This window comes from Rhodococcus sp. NPDC060086 (genome assembly GCF_042730275.1).
GTDB lineage: Bacteria > Actinomycetota > Actinomycetes > Mycobacteriales > Mycobacteriaceae > Rhodococcus.
In genome coordinates this window covers 52767-71951 of record NZ_JBHWWZ010000025.1, presented here as the reverse complement: position 1 = coordinate 71951, position 19185 = coordinate 52767, and the positions used below count along the sequence as shown (strand labels likewise).

Here is a 19185-nt window from a genome sequence, read left to right as displayed (position 1 = left end):
ATGTGTATAAGAGACAGCAGTTCAACTGACCGAAGGTGGCATTCGGCTTATATTGTTCACACGTTCTGCGTGGCCGCCCACTCGTCGAGCCGACGCTGCGCCTCGGCCGGAGAGACATCCTCGACGCGCGTCATCACGGCCCAGCGGTGTCCGAACGGGTCCAGGACGGAGGCGAAGCGATCGCCGGTGACGAACGTCGACGGTTCCTCGAACACGTGCGCCCCCAGCGACACGGCGCGAGAGAAGGTGGCGTCGACATCCGCGCAGTACAGCACGTAGGAATGGTTGACGTTGTTCGTGCCGTCCGGGGCATGCAGGCCCATCGACGGGTGCGGGTCGCTCAGCTGCAGGCGTCCGTTGCCGAAGTCGAGTTCGGCGTGCATCACGGCACCGTCGGGCCCGTCCATGCGGTCGACGAGTCTCGCACCGAATGCGGCGATGTAGAACTCGATCGCTTTCGCACCGCCGTCGACGACGAGGAACGGCGTCAGAGTGGTGTAGCCCTCGGGAATGGGATTCACGGAATTCGTCATGTTTCCCAGTGTTGGACCTGAGGGCCGTCCCTGTATTGAAGGAACCCGACAGGGTGCGTAGTGGGCAACATGATGCAATAGGTATATCGCACACCACAGCCGGTCGTTGGTGGCCGGGAGAGGATCAGCTATGAGCGGGATCTACAACAATGTCACCGAACTCGTCGGTCGTACCCCGATCGTCAAACTCAACCGACTGACCGAGGGCCTCGGCGCAACTGTCGCCGCCAAGCTCGAGTTCTACAACCCGGCCAACAGCGTCAAGGACCGCATCGGCGTGGCGATCATCGACGCCGCCGAGAAGTCCGGCGAACTGAAGCCCGGCGGCACCATCGTCGAAGGCACCTCCGGCAACACCGGTATCGCGCTCGCGATGGTCGGCGCTGCGCGCGGCTACAAGGTGATCCTGACGATGCCGGAGACGATGTCGACCGAGCGTCGCGTCATGCTCCGCGCCTACGGCGCCGAGATCGTCCTCACGCCGGGTGCCGAGGGCATGGCCGGTGCGGTCGCGAAGGCGAAGGAGATCGTCGAGTCGACCGAGAACGCTGTGTCGGCGAGCCAGTTCGCGAACCCCGCCAACCCGCAGATCCACCACGACACCACCGGTGAAGAGGTCTGGAACGACACCGCAGGCGAGATCGACATCTTCGTCGCGGGCATCGGTACGGGTGGCACACTCACCGGCGTCGGCCGCAACCTCAAGGCCCGCAAGCCCGGCGTGCAGATCGTCGGTGTCGAGCCTGCCGATTCGCCGATCCTCACCGGCGGCAACCCCGGACCCCACAAGATCCAGGGCCTCGGCGCCAACTTCGTTCCCGAGGTCCTCGACCGGGAGATCTACGACGAGATCATCGACGTCCAGTTCGACGACGCCGTGAAGATCGGTCGCGCGCTCGGCACCGACGAGGGCATCCTCGGCGGCGTGTCGGCAGGTGCGAACGTGTGGGCAGCTCTCGAGATCGCCAAGCGTCCGGAGAACGCAGGCAAGCTGATCGTCGTGGTCGTGCCCGACTTCGGCGAGCGCTACATCTCGACGCCGCTGTTCGAGCACATTCGGGACTGATCGTCGCCGTGAGCATTTTCCGTACTCTCCGCGAGGATCTGCAGGCTGCGCGCGGCCATGACCCTGCTGCGCGCAGCGATGTGGAGAACGCGGTCGTCTACTCCGGGTTGCACGCGATCTGGTCGCATCGCATTGCGCACCGGATGTGGGCGGTGCCCGCACTGAAGGGGCCGGCGCGGATCCTGTCGCAGTTCACCCGGTTCCTCACGGGAATCGAGATCCATCCCGGCGCGACGATCGGCCGGCGCTTCTTCATCGACCACGGTATGGGTGTGGTCATCGGGGAAACGGCGGAGGTCGGCGACGACGTCATGCTGTATCACGGTGTGACGCTCGGTGGCCGGTCGCTCGCAAAGGAGAAGCGGCATCCGACGCTCGGTGATCGCGTCACGGTCGGTGCGGGAGCGAAGGTTCTCGGACCGGTCGTGATCGGCGACGACAGCGCGATCGGAGCCAATGCGGTCGTCACGCACGATGTGCCTGCCGATTCGATCGCGACGGGGATCCCCGCGACGGTCCGGTCGCGGAAGAAGCATGAGCCGCTGGTGGATCCGACCACCTACATCGACCCGGCGATGTACATCTGAGCTCGTACGAAAGTGCCTGAAATGACGGTGGGTGTACCGAATATCGGTACACCCACCGTCATTTCGAGCGTCTACTCGGTCACCGACTGGCGAGACTCAGCCCTGGTAGCCGGGCGGGTACAGCACCGACTTGGTCTCGCAGAACGCCTCGAGTCCCTCGGGGCCGTTCTCGCGACCGATGCCGGAGTTCTTGAATCCGCCGAACGGTGAGCCGGGATCGAATGCGTACCAATTGATTCCGTAAGTTCCCGTGCGGACCCGCGATGCGACGTCGAGGCCCTTCTCCACATCGGTGGTGTACACCGAACCGGCGAGGCCGTACTCGGAATCGTTCGCGATCTTGATGGCGTCGTCGACGCTGTCGTACGGCAGCACCGACAGGACCGGCCCGAAGATCTCCTCGCGGGCGATGGTCATCGAGTTGTCGACGTCGGCGAAGACGGTGGGTTCGACGAAGTAGCCCTTGTCGAGACCTGCGGGTCGGCCACCGCCGAGCACGAGGCGCGCGCCCTCGTCGAGACCCTTCTTGATGTAGTCCTCGACGCGGTCGCGCTGCTTGGCGGAGATCAGGGGGCCGAGCTGAGCGGCCTCGTCGGACGGCGGGCCGACGGGGAAGAACGCGGCGGTGGCGACGATCTTCTCGACGACCTCGTCGTAGCGTGAACGCGGTGCGAGGATGCGGGTCTGGCCGACGCAGGCCTGGCCGGTGTTCATCAGGCCGGACATGACGAGCATCGCGATGGTCGAATCGAGGTCGGCGTCGTCGAGGATGATCGCGGCGGACTTGCCGCCGAGTTCGAGCGAGCAACGCTTGAGGTTGCGCGCCGCGATCTGGCCGATGTGCTTGCCGACCGCGGTGGACCCGGTGAAGGTGATCTTGTCGATGTCGGGATGTGAGACGAGATGTTCACCGGTCTCGGCGCCGCCGGGCACGACCGACAGCACACCTTCGGGGAGGCCTGCCTCGGCGAAGATCTCGGCGATCACGTTGACAGCGAGCGGTGATTCGGGTGCGGGTTTGAGGACCACGGTGCAACCGGCGAGCAGTGCGGGACCGAGTTTGTTGGCGCACAGGAACAACGGCACATTCCACGCGATGACTGCGCCGACCACGCCGACGGGTTCGCGGGTGACCCGCGTCCGTCCGAAGGGGCCGTTGCGTTCGTCGACCCACTGGAACGAATCTGCCAGTCCTGCATAGAAGTTCAGTGTCGCCAGCGACGGCGTCATCTGCATCATCTGCACCGACGCGGCGGGCTGCCCCATCTCGGACGAGACGATCTCGGCGATCTGAGCACCGCGTTCCTCGAGGAGCGCCGCGGCTTTGCCGATCACCTGCGCGCGTTCGGCCGGGGTCATGCGCGGCCACGGTCCGTCGTCGAAGGCGGTGCGTGCCGCGGCGACCGCGGCGTCGACGTCCTTCGGTCCGGCGACGGGTACCGAACCGACCCGTTCCTCCGTGGCCGGGGAGAACACCTCGAGCCTCTCGTCGGTCGACGGCGCCACCCATGTGCCGCCGATGAACACCTTGTCGTAGTCGGTCATCATTCACCCCTCGTCAGTTCACGCCGGATCACCCCGACACTAGAACACGTTCCACATTTGCGAAAGGGTGCATCCGTGCCGATGGTGGCGCGGCGGCGCAGTGATGCCCACACTGGAGGATGCCGACCGTCAGGAGCAGACATGGCAGAGAACAATCCGTTCGGGTTCGACCCCGACGACATCGACCGGGTCGTCCGTGAGGCCGGGGAAGAGCTGCGCGATTTCAAGGACCGGATCTTCGCTTTCCTCGAACAACCCATCGCGCCTGCAGGGCCACAGCCACAGCCACAGCAGCAGCCGCGACCCGAGACCACCGGCGACGCGGGGGACGGCGTGTGGGTCGTCTACACGGCGGACGCGGACGGTGTCGCCCGCATCGACCAGGTGTACCCCTCGGAGCTGGACGCGCTCCGCAGTCTCAAGGGCAACGTCGACCCGGCGCGGTCGGCGCGATTCCTGCCGTTCGGGATGAGCGTGAGCGTGCTCGACCGCCCGGCCGAGTGATCCGATGCAGGCCGGCGTCAGCCGTGATGGATGTACGACCGGAGCTGGTCGCGTTCGGCCTGCAGTTCGTCGATCCGGCTCTTGACCACGTCGCCGATACTGACGATCCCCACCAGATGTCCGTCGACCACCACCGGCAGGTGCCGGATGCGTCGCTCGGTCATGGTCTCGGCCAGACTGTCCACGCTGTCGGTGGGCAGGCACGTTGCCACATCGGCCGTCATGACCTCGGATGCTGTGGCGACGAGTATCGACGGCCCCCGCTCGTGGAGCTGCCGGACGATGTCACGCTCGGTGACGATACCGACGACGGCAGTACCGTCGACGACGACCATCGCCCCGATGTTGTGGCGTGCGAAATCCCCGAGCAGCTCACAGACCGTGGCTCCCGGGGGAACCGTCTGCACCGCCGAACCCTTGTTCCGCAAAATTTCGGCAATCCTCATCGGATACCACCGATCCGTCCCACCGGGCCCGTTGGGCTTGTCGAGGTAGCGCTGGTCCAGTCAGGGTAGGTCCTCGGGACCCGTGCGCCGCCGAATGGTTACCTATTCGTGACCCAGCGTGAGTGCGGAGGCTGTGAGCGCGGAGGCACCGGCGAGTGTCCCCAGTGCACCCAGCGAGGCAGGCACGATCCGCAGATCCCGGATGAACCCCAGACGGGCCTGCCGCGCCGCGGATGCCAGCATCGGACGCCACAGCGGCGTCCCCGCTTGCGCGAACCCACCGCCGACGACGGCGAGCGACACGTCCGTCAGTGCCGCTGCCGACGCGATGACCTGACCGAGCGCGGTGCCCGCGCGCTCGAGTGCCGCCGCTGCGACACCGCTTCCTGCCTGCGCATCCGCCGCGAGCGCCGCGCCGTCCCTGCCTCCCCAGCCGCGTGCCCGCGCCCACTTCACCGCGGCGGTCCCGCTGGACACTGTCTCGATGCAGCCCGCTCCGCCGCACGCGCACCTCTCTGAGCCGTACGCCGAGACCATGTGGCCGATGTGCCCGGCGTTTCCGGTGCGGCCGGACACGAGGCGACCACCGAGCACGATGCCCCCGCCGATTCCGGTGCCCAGCACCACCCCGAGCAGATCGTCCGTCCCGCGACCGGCACCGAATCGCTGCTCGGCCAACGTCGCGGCAGCGCCGTCCATCGCCAATGCGACGCGCGCGTTCGGGAACAGGCTGCGCACAGCCTCCACCAGCGGAAATCCTCGCGACCATTCGGGCATGTTGATGGGCGCGACGGTCCCGCCCTGGACATCGACGGGCCCTGCCGACGCGATCCCCACAGCTGTGATCGGTTCGGTATCGGCGACCTCGCGCAGCAGCGCGGCGCAGGTGTCCCACACCGAGGTCGCGGGTACGGGCACGGTCTTCGGCTCGACGGGTGTTCCGTCGTCCGCGACGAATGCCGCAGCGAACTTCGTGCCACCCACGTCGAGAGCCAATGCGGTCATCTCGTGAGATTAGGTGATCAGCGTCGGCGCAGCACGAGCACCAGGTTGCTCACCAGGAACTCTCGTATACCCGGCACCTGAACGAGCGGCCACGCCCACCGCGGGTGATACCGGGGGAATGCGGCGAGCAGTTCACCGTCGGGCGTCGACCGGGCCCAGCGGAGCCCCTCGGTGCAGCCCACGTCGAACAGCGACAGGCCGTAGCGGTTCTTCGGTTCCTTCCCGTGCTTACGGGCATAGCGCCGTGCTGCGTACTCGCCGCCGAACGCGTGCCACGGACCCGTCTCGTGTCCACCGAACGGCCCCCACCACAGCGTGTACGAGAGCACCATCAGCCCGCCGGGTCGCGTCACCCGCAGCATCTCGTCGGCCATCACCCACGGTTGCGCGACATGTTCGGCGACATTCGACGACACGCACACATCCACCGACCCGGTGCGCAGCGGCAGCGCGAGACCCGACCCGCGGATCGCGCCACCGACCTGCAGTCCCGCCGCGTGCATCTCGGACGGGTCCGGCTCGATCGGCACATACCGCGACCCCGCCTCGTCGAAGGCGTCGGCGAAGTAGCCGGGCCCACCTCCGACGTCGACGACGGTGGTGCCCGCAAGAGAATCCCCGGTCAACCCCGTGTAGAGATCACCGACGAGGTCGACGGTGTCGCGGGCGAGACCGCCGTAGAACCTGTCGGGTGCGGTCTGCTCGAAACGGAAACTGCCGAGCAGGCCGATGGAACGCCGCAGGGTGGCGCGACGCTCGAACAGTCGGGTCACACGGGGATCGGACGTGGTCGTGAATGGCACGTCGAACCACAGTAGTGCCCGGCCGCGACTCCGTCGTGCTCGTGCTCCACCTCGCGCACCCGCTACTGTGTCCGTGACATCCATCGCGTCCGACACGGACGTGTGCGCTACCACCGGGGGGTTATCCGCGTGCGGGAGGTTCTGCTGCTCTGTTGGCGCGATAGCGGGCACCCGCAAGGAGGTGGCAGCGAGCGCTATCTCGAGCAGGTCGGTGCGCAACTCGCCGCCCGCGGCATCAAGGTCACGCTGCGCACCGCGTCGTACCCCGGGGCGAGTAAGCGCGACAGCATCGACGGTATCGACGTGAGCCGAGGTGGTGGCCGTCTCGGTGTGTACCCTCGAGCGCTCGCCGCGATCGCCGCCGGACGTCTCGGATTCGGCCCGTTGAAGGGCATCCGCCCCGACGCCGTCATCGACACCCAGAACGGCATCCCGTTCTTCTCCCGATTCGTTGCCGGCGCCCCCGTCACCGTGCTCGTGCACCATTGCCACCGCGAGCAGTGGCCCGTCGCGGGCCGCGCGATGGCGAAACTGGGCTGGTGGATCGAATCCACGGTGTCGCCGCGGGTGCATCGCCGCAACCAGTACCTGACGGTGTCGCTGCCGTCGTCGGACGAACTGCGGATGCTCGGCGTCGGCCACGACCGCATCGCGGTGGTCCGTAACGGCGCCGACGACATCCCCACCGGGGTCGCACCCGGCGGTGAGCACACCCGTACCGCGCATCCGAGCGTGTGCGTGCTGTCGCGGCTCGTGCCGCACAAGCAGATCGAGGATGCACTCGGCGCGGTTGCAGCGTTGCGTGGCCGCATCCCCGGTCTGCACCTCGACGTCGTCGGTGGCGGCTGGTGGGAACAGAACCTGCGCGACGTCGCTGCAGATCTGGGCATCGAGGATGCCGTCACCTTCCACGGCCACGTCTCGGAAGACCGCAAGCACGAGGTGCTGGCGCGGTCCTGGTTGCACGTGATGCCCTCCCGCAAGGAAGGCTGGGGACTCGCAGTGATCGAGGCTGCCCAGCACGGTGTCCCGACCATCGGATATCGCAGTTCGAAGGGCCTCACGGACTCGATCGTGGACGGCGTCACCGGAGTCCTCGTCGACTCCGCCGACGACCTCACCGCCGCGGTCGCCGAACTGCTCGGTGATGCCGAGCGTCGCACCGAGCTGGGCGACAAGGCCCGGATCAGGGCTGGTGAGTTCTCTTGGGAGGCAACCGGTACCGGTGTGTTCGAGGTGCTGACCAGCGTCGCGTCGGGTCAGCGGGCGTCAGGTCTGTTTCCCCGGATTGCGGCGGAAGGAAGCAGCGACGGCGCGGAGCAGCTCCGATATGCGGGCATGTAGGCGGGTTCCGAGCATGCCGATTGCTCCGGCCGCGACCACCAGCACCAGCAGCACGTGCGCGAGGATCGCCACGGTCCGGTCCGGCGTCTCCCGCACCCACGCGCCGTCGACCTGATACAGCGTCAGGTCGTTGTCGCCGTAGACCTGGGTGAGCATGTCGAGGGTCTCCTCCGACAGGCCGTCGTCTCCGGGGGTGCCGTGCTCGACGAGGACCCACCCGACGCCCCGGGCCGCCAGCTCGGAGGGATCCGCGCCGCCGAGCAGGAGCTGTTCGACATCGACGGCACGACTCCCTTCACCACCGACCGCGCCGCCTTCGACGATGAGGGTGCCGGTCTGCAACACGTCGGCGCGCACCATGCGGGGCGTGGGGTCGAGGACCGGCACCGGGCCGGAATACTCGAACCGGCGGAACATGCCCGCGGGCAGCACCGCGACGTCCCCCGCGTCGACGGTGACGATGCTCGCGACCCGCTGCCACCCATCGGGGTACTGGACGGGCCGGACCTGGCCGCCGACACCCCACGCGAGATCGGGAAGCGCACCCACCACTGCGACGATCGACAGCGCCGCCCACGCGATGTCGCTGCGTGCGCGGTCGGGAGTGAAATGACGGCGCAGTGCACCGATTCCGGCGGCTGCGGCCAGTGCATAGAGCGGCATCGCAGGCGCCACCCACTTCTGGGTGTCGCGCAGCAACCCGGCCCCGGGGACGTGCACCATCGCCCACTCCCCGAGCCGCAGACCCGGCGCGGTGGCGCCGAGCACCGGGCCGAGCACCGCGACGACCGCGACGACCGCGAGCGCGACGACCACCGGGTGCCGGCGTCGACGCCACAGCGCGGGCAGCCCGCACGCGACGACCGCGAGCAGCAGAACGGTCCCGACGAGCGCCCACGGTGTCGTGCGCGACTCGGGTACCGCATCGGCATTCCAGATGCCGCCGAGACCGGCGACCGACCCGATCGTGCCCAGCAGCGGCTCCGCGCGGGCCGCGAACGCGCTCACCCCCGCTGGGTCGGCTTCGGTGCCACCGCCGGACAGCGCGGTTGCGACGAGCCACGGCGCCGACACCGCCACGATCAGCGCGACGCCGCCTGCGAGCCGTCCCACCCGCGACACGCGGCCACCGGGCATCGCGAGGACCACGACCGCGGTCGACCCGGCGAGCAGCACACCGGTCGGGGTCAGTCCCGCGACCCCGAGCCAGAATGCGAGTGCCCACCATCCGCCACTCGTATGTCGCCGCACCGCGACTGCCGCGCATACCGCCCACGGCAGTGCGGCGTACCCCGCGAGAAGGCTCCAGTGCCCCTGCAGTAACCGTTCCCCGACGTACGGATTCCAGATCGCGACGGTCACCGCCGTCACCTGCGCGGGCACACCGGAACCGGGTAGCAGGACCGAAACGAGCCGCGCCGCACCGAATCCCGCCGCCCACAGTGACGCGGCGAGGATCGCGGTCACCGCGACACCGCCGTCGACGACGGTCGTCACCCACGCAAGCAACGCATCCTGCGGAACCGCGCGGGCCGCGGCGTCGGACAATCCCAGCGCCGAATCGGTGAGGTACGAGCGGGGCGTGCTCACCGCGTCGCGCAGCAGCAGATAGCCGGGGGAGGTGAACATCGGACCGAGCACGACGACGGTCAAGGCGAGCGACCACAGCGCCGGAACGACCGTCGGCGCGAGAGTCTGCCCGCGTGTCGTCGCGCGATGGCGATGTAAACCTTGCGTGGACATGGCCGCAGACTACGGTGCGCACGGGTGCGAGGATGGGCGGATGCCGCCAGAGAACACGCCGCGCCGCTCCGGAACCGGAACCGCGGTGGCAGGAATGACGATGGTGACCCTCGGTGCCATGACCGCCAACATCGCGTCCTACCTGCTGCATCTGCCTGCGGGACGATGGCTCGGACCCGCAGGGTACGGGGAGTTCGCGAGCCTGCTCGCGGCCCAATTGGTGCTCGCCGTCCCGGCGTTGGCATTGCAGACCGTCATTGCGCGTGAAGCCGTGCACGGAGCGGACACCGCGGTGCTGCGTCGCCTCGGCTACCGATGCGCGTTGATCGCTGCCGTCGTCGCACTGGCCCTTGTGCCGGTGGTGTCGTGGGCGCTGGACACGAGCATCGCGGGCGCGTTCGGGTCGCTGGTGACCGCGCCGCTGCTGGTGCTTCTCGCAACCGAACAGGGACTGCTGCAGGGACGCGCCCGGTTCGCGGCGCTGAGTGTCGTCCTCGCCGCCGCCGGGATCGCGAAGGTCGTCCCCGCCGTCGGGGTGCTTGCCGCGGGGGGCGGCGCGGGTGCGGCATTGCTCGCAGGCGCCGTGGGGACGGGGGTGGTCGCGGTGGCCGCCGCGCTGTTCGTGGGCCGCGGCGAACCCCGACACCCTGCGGGAGGGGCGGACGCTGGGCCCCACATACCTGGCGCTGCGGCGGTGCTGCGCGCGTCGCAGGTCCAACTCGCGTTGATCGCGCTGACGTCGCTAGACCTGCTGCTTGCGCGCATGCTGCTCGATGCCGACTCCGCGGGTCTCTATGCGCTCGGCGCGGTCGCGACGAAGGTCGCGTTCTGGTTGCCCCAGGCCGTGGGGGTGGTGCTGTACCCGCGGATGGCGAACCCGGCGGACTCGGCGTCCGCGGTGCGTTCGGCGCTTGCGGTGCTGGTAGGACTCGGCGCCGCGCTCGTCGCGGCAGCGGCCCTCTGCGCGCCCGTCGTGCCGCTTCTCGTGGGCGACGCCTACGTACCCGTCCAGTCCCTGCTGTGGTTGTTCGCGCTGCAGGGAGCATGCCTCGCGGTGCTGCAGGGTGCGTTGCTGTCTGCGATCGCCGGGGACCGTACCTCTCTGGCAGGTGTCGCGTGGGTGGGTCTCACGGTCGAGGCCGTGCTGATGGCGACGGTCGCGTCGACGATGGAGCAGTTCATCGCGGTGGCCGTCGGAGTCGCCGCCGTCACGGCCGCGGTGGTGTCCGTCCTCGCTGTCCGCGGGGCTTCCGCGGCGGCGAAGACTTCTCGGCTCGACCACGCGAACGCCGCCCCGCACCGTGAGGTGTGAGGCGGCGTTCGTGCGGTGCTGATCAGTCCTGAGTGGGGGGCTTGTTCAGGTCTGTGCGCGGAATTTCCTGCGTCCGGTCGGTCGTCCAGTCACGCTGTTCGGGCTCCTGCGGGAGATCGGAGCGCGGAATGACCTCGGTGCGGTCGTCCGTGTAGTCGCGCGTGTCGGCGGCATGCGCACCACCTGCACCCGCTGCTGCGGCCGAGGCCGGACCGGCGGGAGCCGGGCGGCCCGTCGCGGCGGCACGGCGACCACCGTTTCCGCCACCGCGGAGACCGAGGACGAAGCCGACGATGAGCAGGATGACGCCGATGATCCCGGCGATGAGCGGCAGCGTCCTGCCGAAGAGCGACAGCTGATCCTGACCGTCGCGGGCCTGCTCGAGCTGGAACTCGATGGTCGGCTCGTCGAACGGCAGCGTCACGTTGAGGACGGTGACCTCGGGAGTGTCCGCCTCACGTGCGTAGTACTGGTCCTGTGCTTCCTGACCCTTGACGACGACACCGGTGATCGGGTCGACCCACAGGTCGCGGACGTTGTTGTACCAGCGGGTCATCTCGATGGGCTCGTCGCCTTCACCGACTCCCCACGTCGAGGCAGGCAGTTCAAGCTTGTACGTCGGGACGCTCGGGTCGGCCTCCGACATGTCGACCGGGCCGATCTCCTGCGTGAAGCGGTAGACGGGCATGCCGTTGATCTCTTCCTCACCGACGAAGTCGATGGGGTAGGTCTCACGCGCATTGATGTCGTAGTACGGGTACGACTCCTGCTCGACATCGAACGGGAACTTGTACTGCAGACCTTCGCGGTTGTCGATCTCTTCGCCCGGCGAATCCGCGGACGTCTGGATCGTGCTCACGCGATCCGGGTACTCCTCCTTCGACACCGGCATCGACGACACCCGGTCGATCGTGAGGCGGTCGACGATCGCGGACACCAACCCGGTGTCGCCCTGCATGTCGAGACGGCGCACCGTCTGACCGGCCTGGAGCGTCATGATCTCGGCGTTCGCCGGGTCCTCGACCGTGACGAAGCGCTGAGCCACGATCGGGACGTCGGTGTCGACCTGGGCGTTGCCGGCGAGCAGTGCACGCGAATTCAGAATGTCGCCGGTGCCTTCGGCGATTGTGGTCACCTCGAGGTCGAGCGGCGTTTTCTTCATCTTCCCGACCGTGTAGGTCGGAATCAGAATCGCGACGACCAGAAGGAATGCCCCCAGGCCCACGAGTATCATCGCCAGTATCCGGCCCGAGCTGGAACGCTCAGCCATGCTGTATCTCCTCACTCAACGGTTGCATCGAGTACCCCCACCGGCAGCAGGGCTGCACGGATCGTCTGGCATCCGACCCACGAACACCACGTGAGCCCAGACACTAACAGCCCGGGGTTCGGTGATGCGCGACCGCACGCCGCGAGGCCACACTTCTCCAATCGGCCACTACACGGCACACTGGTCGACGATGACCGCTCCCGACATTTCGTCCCGCTCCTCGACAGGTTTCTTCCCCGCGCTGGAAGGTGTGCGAGGAGTCGCCGCCGTGGGTGTACTGATCACCCACGTCGCATTCCAGACCGGAGCGATCCAGGATCCGTGGATCGGCAGGGTGTGGGGCCGTTTCGATCTCGCGGTGGCACTGTTCTTCGCGCTCTCGGGGTTCCTGCTGTGGCGACCGCACGCCGCGGCCGCGCGTGGAGTGGGCGAGCGGCCGTCGACGCGTCGGTACTTCCTCTCGCGCGCCGCCCGGATTCTGCCCGCCTACTGGGTGGCGGTGATCCTCATCCTCTGGCTGCTTCCCGGCGCAGGGGGAGGCCTGACGGTGTGGTGGGCCAACCTCGCTCTGGTACAGGTATTCGTTCCGTTGACCCTCACCGAGGGCCTCACTCAGATGTGGAGTCTGTCGGTGGAGGTGGCTTTCTATATGGCGCTGCCTCTGATCGCCTGGTCGGTGAGTCGTCTGCGCGGTGACGCCGCCCGCTTCCGGATCCCGATCCTGCTGAGCGCGGCCGTGCTGTCGCTGGCATGGGTGTGGCTCCCCGTCCCGACACAGGACCACATCAATCACGACAACTGGTTGCCCGGCTACGTCCCATGGTTCGCGGCGGGCCTGATCCTCGCCGAACTCGTGGTGCATCCGCCCACCTGGGTGCACCGGCTCGCGGCAAGACGACGCATCATGGCGGTCGTGGCATTCGTCGCGTTCGGGCTCGCGACCACGCCGCTCGCAGGTCCGGAGACCCTCACCACCCTCGAGCCGTGGGAGTACAACGGCAAGATCGTGCTGGGTACCGTCCTGAGTTTCGCGTTGCTTGCTCCGATCGTGCTCGCGCCGCGGACAGAGCATCGCATCCTGGGAAGCCCGCTCGCCCTGACGATCGGTCGCTGGTCGTACGGCATCTTCATCTGGCATCTCGCCGTGCTCGCCATCGTCATGCCGGTGTTCGGAATCCCCGCGTTCCAAGGGCGCTTCTGGTTCGTGCTGGTCGTGACGGTCGTGCTGAGTGTCGGGGTGGCGTCCGCGAGTTACGCATTCGTCGAAGAACCGGCTCGGCGCGCGTTCCGCCGCTGGGAACGCCGACGCCGTACCCCGGGCACCGCCGCTGTGCCTGCTGCCGCGACCCCGACCGCGACCAGCCCCACCAGCGCCGCGAACTGAATCAGGAACGAATGCCCGACGTAGCCGTCGGGTGAGCGCCACGGCCCCGTCGACAGCAGGGCCATAGCGAACATCGTCGACCCGCCTGCGACGCCGACGAGGATCCGCGACGCCGCCGTCGAACCCCACCGTGCCGACGCCGCGACCACACCTGCCGTCCCCAGAGCCGCCACTGCGACACCCACCCAGCCGGCGATGACGACCGAGGCGGCCGCCACCCCGACGAGACCGACCGTGGTCGAATGCCACGTCCGTGGTGCCGGACCGGCGTCGGCTATCGGTCGGCGGGACAGAAGACGGCTGGGCAGAAAACGGCGGGGCAGGAACGCGAGGGCGAACAGAGGGAGAAGGAGCAGCAGGCCACCGAAGATGCCCAGGCGGTACCAGCGATCGGTCGCGAATTCGAGGGTGACGATGCCGTCCGTCCCTGCGGGAACGATCCAACCCTGCTGCCACCCGTCGACGACGATCGACGTCAACTCGGTACCGTCCGGCGCGGATGCGGTCCACCCGATGTTCGTGCTCTCCGGCACCACGATCAGCTGCTCCGAATCGGACGCGGGCACCTGCACTTCACGCAGGTTCTCGGTCCATGTCCGCGTCTCGAGTTCCACCGGATCGGGACGAGGCGATTCCGCACCCACGAGGGGTAACTGCAGGCTCGAGGCCACGAACGCGGTGCCAGGCTCGACGTCCACGTCGACCCGGCCCGCCGACATTCCGACGGTGTCGGTGTCGCACAGGGCGGCGGGCACCTCCGCGCCCTCCGCGAGATCGCGGACGGTGCCGGTGACCGAGGTGCGGTAACTGCGTCCGTCGATGGTGATCACCGGTCCGGACTCACATCCGACGGTGACGGCCTTGTCGTAGACCGGATCCTGCGCGCCGATCGGACCGTCCTCGCCGAGAACGGTGATCTCGGCGAGCCCCGGCGGCGTCTCCTTCGCGAACCCGAGAATGGTGCGATCGATCGTGTCGACGTGATCGACGATGGTGAGTTGCACCCTGTCGGTGAGATGCGGTGTCAGCTCGATCGCCGTGCCATCGGCACCGAATGTCGCCGTGGAGTCCTCACCGAGTTCCCGGACCTGCGGGCCGTTACCGAGATTCACCGCGACCCGGGTGGGTGCGGCGGGGAGCGCCCCCACCGATGTCGCGAGATCCAGACCGGTCACCACCTGCGGCGACGGCAACTCGAGGGTGAGAGTGGGATGCGGCGCACCGGACTCGAGGGATCTCTCCTCCGCGGTCCACGAGGTGCGCGGATCGCCGTCGGTCGTGGCGAACGCCGAGCCCTGCAGATCCACCACGTCGGCGGCACCGCGGGCGATGACCCGATCGGACCGGTCGATCACATCGTCGAGCGCCGGGCCCGGCCGGCCCCGCACCCACAACTGCGGGGTAACCCACGACTCGGCAGGCACATTCAGGGTGCGGGTGAACAGGTTCGGTTCCTCCGGCGCGGCGGCCAACCCGAACGCACACCGCACTCGGTCGGGGGTGTCGACGCAACTGCCGCGACCCGGGAACTCCTGCCGGAGGTCCCAGCCGCGCACAGCCACGCCGTCAGCAGGTTCTGGCACGACGATGCGTCGCCGGATGTCGAGGAACTGCGGGTCGGCGCGGTCGGTGTGGTCCTCGAGCGCGACCTCGGACAGCCCGAACTGGTTGCCGCGACCACCTCCCTCGGCGTATGTCGCGGTGATCCTGATCCACGACGTCGTGCCCAGCGGCAACGCCACGGTCTGCGCCTGTCCCGGCTTCTCGACACGGACGGCGGTACTGCCCCGGTCGGTGGTCACCTCGAGCCACTTCACCGGTGCACCCAGCGCGCCCGAGCTCGTCGTCAGATGCAGGATGCCCGCGTCGATCGGGGTGTCGAGGTCGAGTTGCAGCCATTGTCCGAGTGCGGATTCGAGCCCGTTGCTGTGCCAACCGGTGGTCGGATCGTCGTCGATTGCGGCGGCGGGCCCACTGCCGACCGACGTCCCACCGAGCTGCGTGGCGTCCGACGCCGCGCTCGACACACTGATCCGTGCACCCTCCCATTCGGCCTGCACGAGTTCGGTGTCGGGCACGGGATAGTCGGGCACCAGATTGTGCGTGCGGCGTTCGTCGCCCTCGGCGCGGATCGTCGACGAATGGTGATCGACCTGCCCGTAGTCGGTTTCGCGATCGGTGGGGGTGTCGGTCACGGTCAGTGTGTCCGGTTCCCGTCCCGCACGTGCACTGTCCGCCGCGAACACCCGCGGCCCCACAAAGGTGGTGTCGGTGGTGTTCAGACTCAGCAACGACTCGGGGCCGCCCTGCACAACGGGGACCGACGCGGCGTCCACCGCGTACGGCCCGACGGGGGCGTCCGCCGGTTCGTCGACCCGGTAGATCTCGACCGCCCGATACACCGGGCGCAGGTCGGCGTCGGCGACGACGTCGTCGGGCTGGACCCGCTCGATCTCCGAGCCGAATTCGGCGACCCGCTCGATACCCGGTGATCCCTCGACGGCCCGGTGTACCAGCGCCGGACGTGCCGAGGGTGAGGTCTCGGGATCGAGATCGTTGCGCACCACCAGGTACCCGATGCCCATGCCGCGCAGTGTCGCCGCGAGTCCGGGGGACGGGCGACCGTCGGCGATGAGCCGCTGCACCGAATCGAGCGCCCGGATCGCGCCCGGCGGCACCAACGGCACCGCGTCGCGTGAGGCCCACGGCGTGGACGCGAGAGCCTGGATCGGTTCGTCGCGGGTCAGGCCCCAGATCTGGCTGCCGAACGGCGCTCCCGGCAGGAGCAGGGCGCGTTCGCCGCGTTCGCTGGTGTGCTCGTCGAGCCACTGCGCGGTCTCGTGCCAGTACTCGGGCACCTCGTCGTATGCGCCGCGAGGTGCGAGTTTCCCAGTCCACGCGAGCGACGTCGCGAGAGTCGCGGCGACCAGAATCAACGTGGAGAAGGCGACCATCGGGTTGCGTTCCGGATGCGCGAACGCGGTGCGGGCCTGCCGCCACGGCACCGCCCCGGGCAGCGGCACCCACCGCAGCAGATGTGCGAGGCCGAGGACGAGAGGAAGCCGCACGAGCGGCTCGAGTTTGTGCACGTTGCGCAGCGGCGCGCCCGTGGAATCGAGGAACAGACGAACCTGGTCGGCGAGCGGGGAACTCAGCTCGCCGACGTATCCGGCACCGAGACCTGCGATACCGACGAACAGGATCAGTGTCCACCTGCCGCGCGCGGGCATCGTCCGCATCGCCAGACCCGCGAGGCCCGCGGCGGCGAGCAGACCGGTGACGAGCACCGCGGCGGGCTGGGTGACGAGCACGGCACCGGCGATGCGTTCCGGCGACACGAACGGCGTCCAGCTACTGGTGCCGCGCAGCACCTCTGCCAGCGACGTCCATTGGGTGGTCACCCCGGACGACTCGATGAAGTCCAGAAACGGGGGACTGACCTTCCCGAGCAGCAGCAGCGGCACCAACCACCACGTCACCGCGACCATGCACAGCGGAAGCCACCACACGGTGAAACGCCACCAGCGGCGGTTCGGCCGGTGCGCGACCCACCACAGGCCGGCGACGAGACACGCAGCAGCGGTGGCGACGGCGTTGATCGCGCCCATCAGGGCGACGGCGACGGCGGACTGCGCGGCGAGGGCACGGTGCGAGAGCGCTTCGTGCCCGTTCAGATACCGCACCACGGGCAGTAGCACCCACGGCGCGAGCATCAGCGGATGCGCCTCCGACGAGATGGATCCGAGGGTCGTCAGGACGCGCGGCGACAACACGAACACGGTCGCCGCGATCACCCGCGAGCCACGATTGCCGACCCCGAGCGCTTCGGCGAGCCGGATCAGGCCCCAGAAACCCGCGACCAGCAGCAACATCCACCACAGTCGCTGCGTGATCCACGGGGGGATGTGCAGCAGCTGCCCGAGCGCGAAGAACGAACCGTGCGGGAAGAAGTACCCGTACGCCTGGTTCTGGACCTGCCCGAGCGGCGCCAGACTGCTCCACTGGTGAGCGGCCCGTGTGAGGAAACCGATCGGGTTCTGCGTCAGGTCGTATTTGGTATCCGCAACGACCAGACCGGGGACCTGCGTGAACGACAGAACGAACGCGACGGCGGCGACAACATACAGCCACCGCCGCGACAGCGGTTCCGTGGACGGTGAAGACTCGACGCCGGAAGGTTCCGCAGCGCCGTGCGTACGTGAACTCGAAGCGTTGCCGGCGCCGTCAGCGGCTGCCGTACTCAACTTGGTTCAGAAGAGACGAATCAGCGTTGCCGCTGCGATCGATCTCGGGACGTGAGGTCTCGGATACCGCGGCCGTGACTCCGAATATCGCGACGGCACCTACTACGGCACCGGCCACCGCGCTGATCAAGCCCGCGCCAAGGAACTTCCCCATGCCCATCTCCCCATCATCGATCGACTCGCGTCGTTTGGTTCCGCGTCAAGGTATCACTCCGGATGGGGCGGACGGCGGCAGCGCACCGTCCCACCACTCAGAGTCCGATGGTGCCCAGTAAGGTGCGCAGCTTCGCGGTGGTCTCGGCGAGCTCGTCATCGGGATCGGAATCCGCAACGATGCCGCCACCCGCCCACGCGACGGCCCGCAGTCCGTCCGAGCTGATCTCGGCGCAGCGGATGGCGACGAGCCAGTCACCGTCGCCGTTCGAGTCGCACCAGCCGACCGCGCCGCCGTAGAAACGGCGGTCGCCTTCCATCGTCCGGATCGCGGCGAGTGCAGCCTCGGTGGGCGTTCCCGCGACCGCGGGCGTCGGATGCAGGGCCGCGGCGACGGTGAGCGCATCGGTGCCCGGATCGCGCAGTGTGCCCGTGATCGGGGTCGCGAGATGCCACACGTCCGGAGTCGACGTCAGTTCCGGCCCGGCGGGGATGTCGAGGTCGCTGCACAGCGGGGCAAGCCGTGCCCGGATCCAGTCGATGACGAATGCGTGCTCGGCCCGGTTCTTCGGCGACGCCAGCAACCCCTCACCGGCCTCACGGTCGGCGTCCGGATCGGTGCGGCGGGCGGCGGTGCCTGCGAGCGGACGGCACGTCACGGTGTCGCCGCGCACACTGACCAGCAGTTCCGGAGTCGCGCCGACCAGGGTGTGACCCCAGTACCGTTCTTCCGCTGCGCTGAGGTCGAGCGCGTACGTCGTCGCGTCCGGATGCCGGTCGATCATGCGCGCGGCCAGCGACAGTGGGTCGATCGGTTCGTCGGCCTCGAGTGCCACGCTCCGCGCCGCGACCACCTTCTCGAACTCGCCGAGGTCGAGGCGCTCGATGAGGGAACGCACCCGCGCGACATGCACGCGGGGAACGGGGATCTGCGCGGTCATCCGCACCGCAGGAAGGTCGGGCAGGCCGACGGGAGCTACCCACGGTCCGTCGGTGACCACGACGCTTTCGGGTTCCGTCAGCCCCGCAGGCCGGTCGGGGTTGAACGGCAGCGCCCCGGCGATCAGATCGGCCTTGCCGCGGCGCAACGCCGTCGACGCGGAAATGACATCGGAGAACAGGCGCCGCGTTCCGAGGGCGTGTACTGAGCGATCGGCGCGCGAAAGCAGGAATCCGTCCATGGTGAGACGACGATATCGCCCGCACACGATTCCTCATGTAGTGCGGTGGGATTCTGTGACGTCGG

General features: G+C 68.4%; 15 protein-coding genes and 1 pseudogene. 6 read left to right on the top strand and 10 right to left on the bottom strand.

The features are described from left to right. Positions 1–56 precede the first annotated feature (56 nt). The gene (locus ACFWB0_RS15575; protein WP_378491359.1) at positions 57–533 is read right to left on the bottom strand and encodes a VOC family protein; all 477 of its coding nucleotides are present in this window, start codon (positions 531–533) and stop codon (positions 57–59) included. 130 nt (positions 534–663) lie between these two features. On the opposite strand from ACFWB0_RS15575, the gene cysK reads away from it, so the two are divergent. Then, complete coding sequence (gene cysK / locus ACFWB0_RS15570; RefSeq protein WP_378491358.1) at positions 664–1599, top strand: cysteine synthase A; 936 nt, start codon at positions 664–666, stop codon at positions 1597–1599. An 8-nt stretch (positions 1600–1607) separates the two neighbouring features. Continuing rightward, entirely contained in the window at positions 1608–2186 is a 579-nt protein-coding gene (gene epsC / locus ACFWB0_RS15565; protein WP_378491357.1) for a serine O-acetyltransferase EpsC, read from the top strand. Between the two features lie 96 nt (positions 2187–2282). On the opposite strand, the gene ACFWB0_RS15560 is transcribed toward epsC, so the two are convergent. Then, positions 2283–3731, bottom strand: a complete 1449-nt coding sequence (locus ACFWB0_RS15560; protein ID WP_378491356.1) for an aldehyde dehydrogenase — start codon at positions 3729–3731, stop codon at positions 2283–2285. A gap of 141 nt (positions 3732–3872) precedes the next feature. Between ACFWB0_RS15560 and ACFWB0_RS15555 the strand changes: the two genes are divergently transcribed. Further along, complete coding sequence (locus tag ACFWB0_RS15555; RefSeq protein ID WP_378491355.1) at positions 3873–4235, top strand: hypothetical protein; 363 nt, start codon at positions 3873–3875, stop codon at positions 4233–4235. 17 nt (positions 4236–4252) lie between these two features. On the opposite strand, the gene ACFWB0_RS15550 is transcribed toward ACFWB0_RS15555, so the two are convergent. From ACFWB0_RS15550 to ACFWB0_RS15540, 3 genes are all read right to left on the bottom strand, one after another. Continuing rightward, on the bottom strand, positions 4253–4681 hold the full coding sequence (locus ACFWB0_RS15550) for a CBS domain-containing protein (RefSeq protein WP_378491354.1): 429 nt from the start codon (positions 4679–4681) through the stop codon (positions 4253–4255). 102 nt (positions 4682–4783) lie between these two features. Beyond that, complete coding sequence (locus tag ACFWB0_RS15545; protein WP_378491353.1) at positions 4784–5686, bottom strand: ROK family protein; 903 nt, start codon at positions 5684–5686, stop codon at positions 4784–4786. Between the two features lie 17 nt (positions 5687–5703). After that, positions 5704–6459: a class I SAM-dependent methyltransferase gene (locus ACFWB0_RS15540; protein WP_378491362.1), complete on the bottom strand. Its 756-nt coding sequence runs from the start codon at positions 6457–6459 to the stop codon at positions 5704–5706. Between the two features lie 159 nt (positions 6460–6618). On the opposite strand from ACFWB0_RS15540, the gene ACFWB0_RS15535 reads away from it, so the two are divergent. Further along, entirely contained in the window at positions 6619–7833 is a 1215-nt protein-coding gene (locus ACFWB0_RS15535) for a glycosyltransferase family 4 protein (protein ID WP_378491352.1), read from the top strand. Here ACFWB0_RS15535 and ACFWB0_RS15530 read toward each other — a convergent pair. Continuing rightward, positions 7759–9462: a hypothetical protein gene (locus ACFWB0_RS15530; RefSeq protein ID WP_378491361.1), complete on the bottom strand. Its 1704-nt coding sequence runs from the start codon at positions 9460–9462 to the stop codon at positions 7759–7761. The genes ACFWB0_RS15535 and ACFWB0_RS15530 overlap by 75 nt on opposite strands. A 154-nt stretch (positions 9463–9616) precedes the next feature. Between ACFWB0_RS15530 and ACFWB0_RS15525 the strand changes: the two genes are divergently transcribed. Continuing rightward, complete coding sequence (locus ACFWB0_RS15525) at positions 9617–10888, top strand: polysaccharide biosynthesis protein (protein ID WP_378491351.1); 1272 nt, start codon at positions 9617–9619, stop codon at positions 10886–10888. A gap of 22 nt (positions 10889–10910) precedes the next feature. Here ACFWB0_RS15525 and ACFWB0_RS15520 read toward each other — a convergent pair whose 3' ends face one another. Next, the gene (locus ACFWB0_RS15520) at positions 10911–12158 is read right to left on the bottom strand and encodes a DUF3068 domain-containing protein (protein ID WP_378491350.1); all 1248 of its coding nucleotides are present in this window, start codon (positions 12156–12158) and stop codon (positions 10911–10913) included. 190 nt (positions 12159–12348) lie between these two features. Here ACFWB0_RS15520 and ACFWB0_RS15515 point away from each other — a divergent pair, with 190 nt between their 5' ends. Then, entirely contained in the window at positions 12349–13542 is a 1194-nt protein-coding gene (locus ACFWB0_RS15515) for an acyltransferase family protein (protein WP_378491349.1), read from the top strand. Between the two features lie 2105 nt (positions 13543–15647). On the opposite strand, the pseudogene ACFWB0_RS15510 reads toward ACFWB0_RS15515, so the two are convergent. The 3 genes and pseudogenes from ACFWB0_RS15510 to ACFWB0_RS15500 all read right to left on the bottom strand — a co-directional run. Further along, positions 15648–17786 (bottom strand): annotated as a pseudogene (locus tag ACFWB0_RS15510) (DUF3367 domain-containing protein); the annotation flags it as partial. Then, the gene (locus ACFWB0_RS15505; RefSeq protein ID WP_378491348.1) at positions 17767–17940 is read right to left on the bottom strand and encodes a DUF2613 domain-containing protein; all 174 of its coding nucleotides are present in this window, start codon (positions 17938–17940) and stop codon (positions 17767–17769) included. The pseudogene ACFWB0_RS15510 and the gene ACFWB0_RS15505, both read right to left, overlap by 20 nt. 97 nt (positions 17941–18037) lie before the next feature. Further along, positions 18038–19120 (bottom strand): isochorismate synthase MenF, encoded by a 1083-nt coding sequence (locus ACFWB0_RS15500; RefSeq protein WP_378491347.1) that lies wholly within the window; start codon positions 19118–19120, stop codon positions 18038–18040. Between the last annotated feature and the right edge of the window lie 65 nt (positions 19121–19185).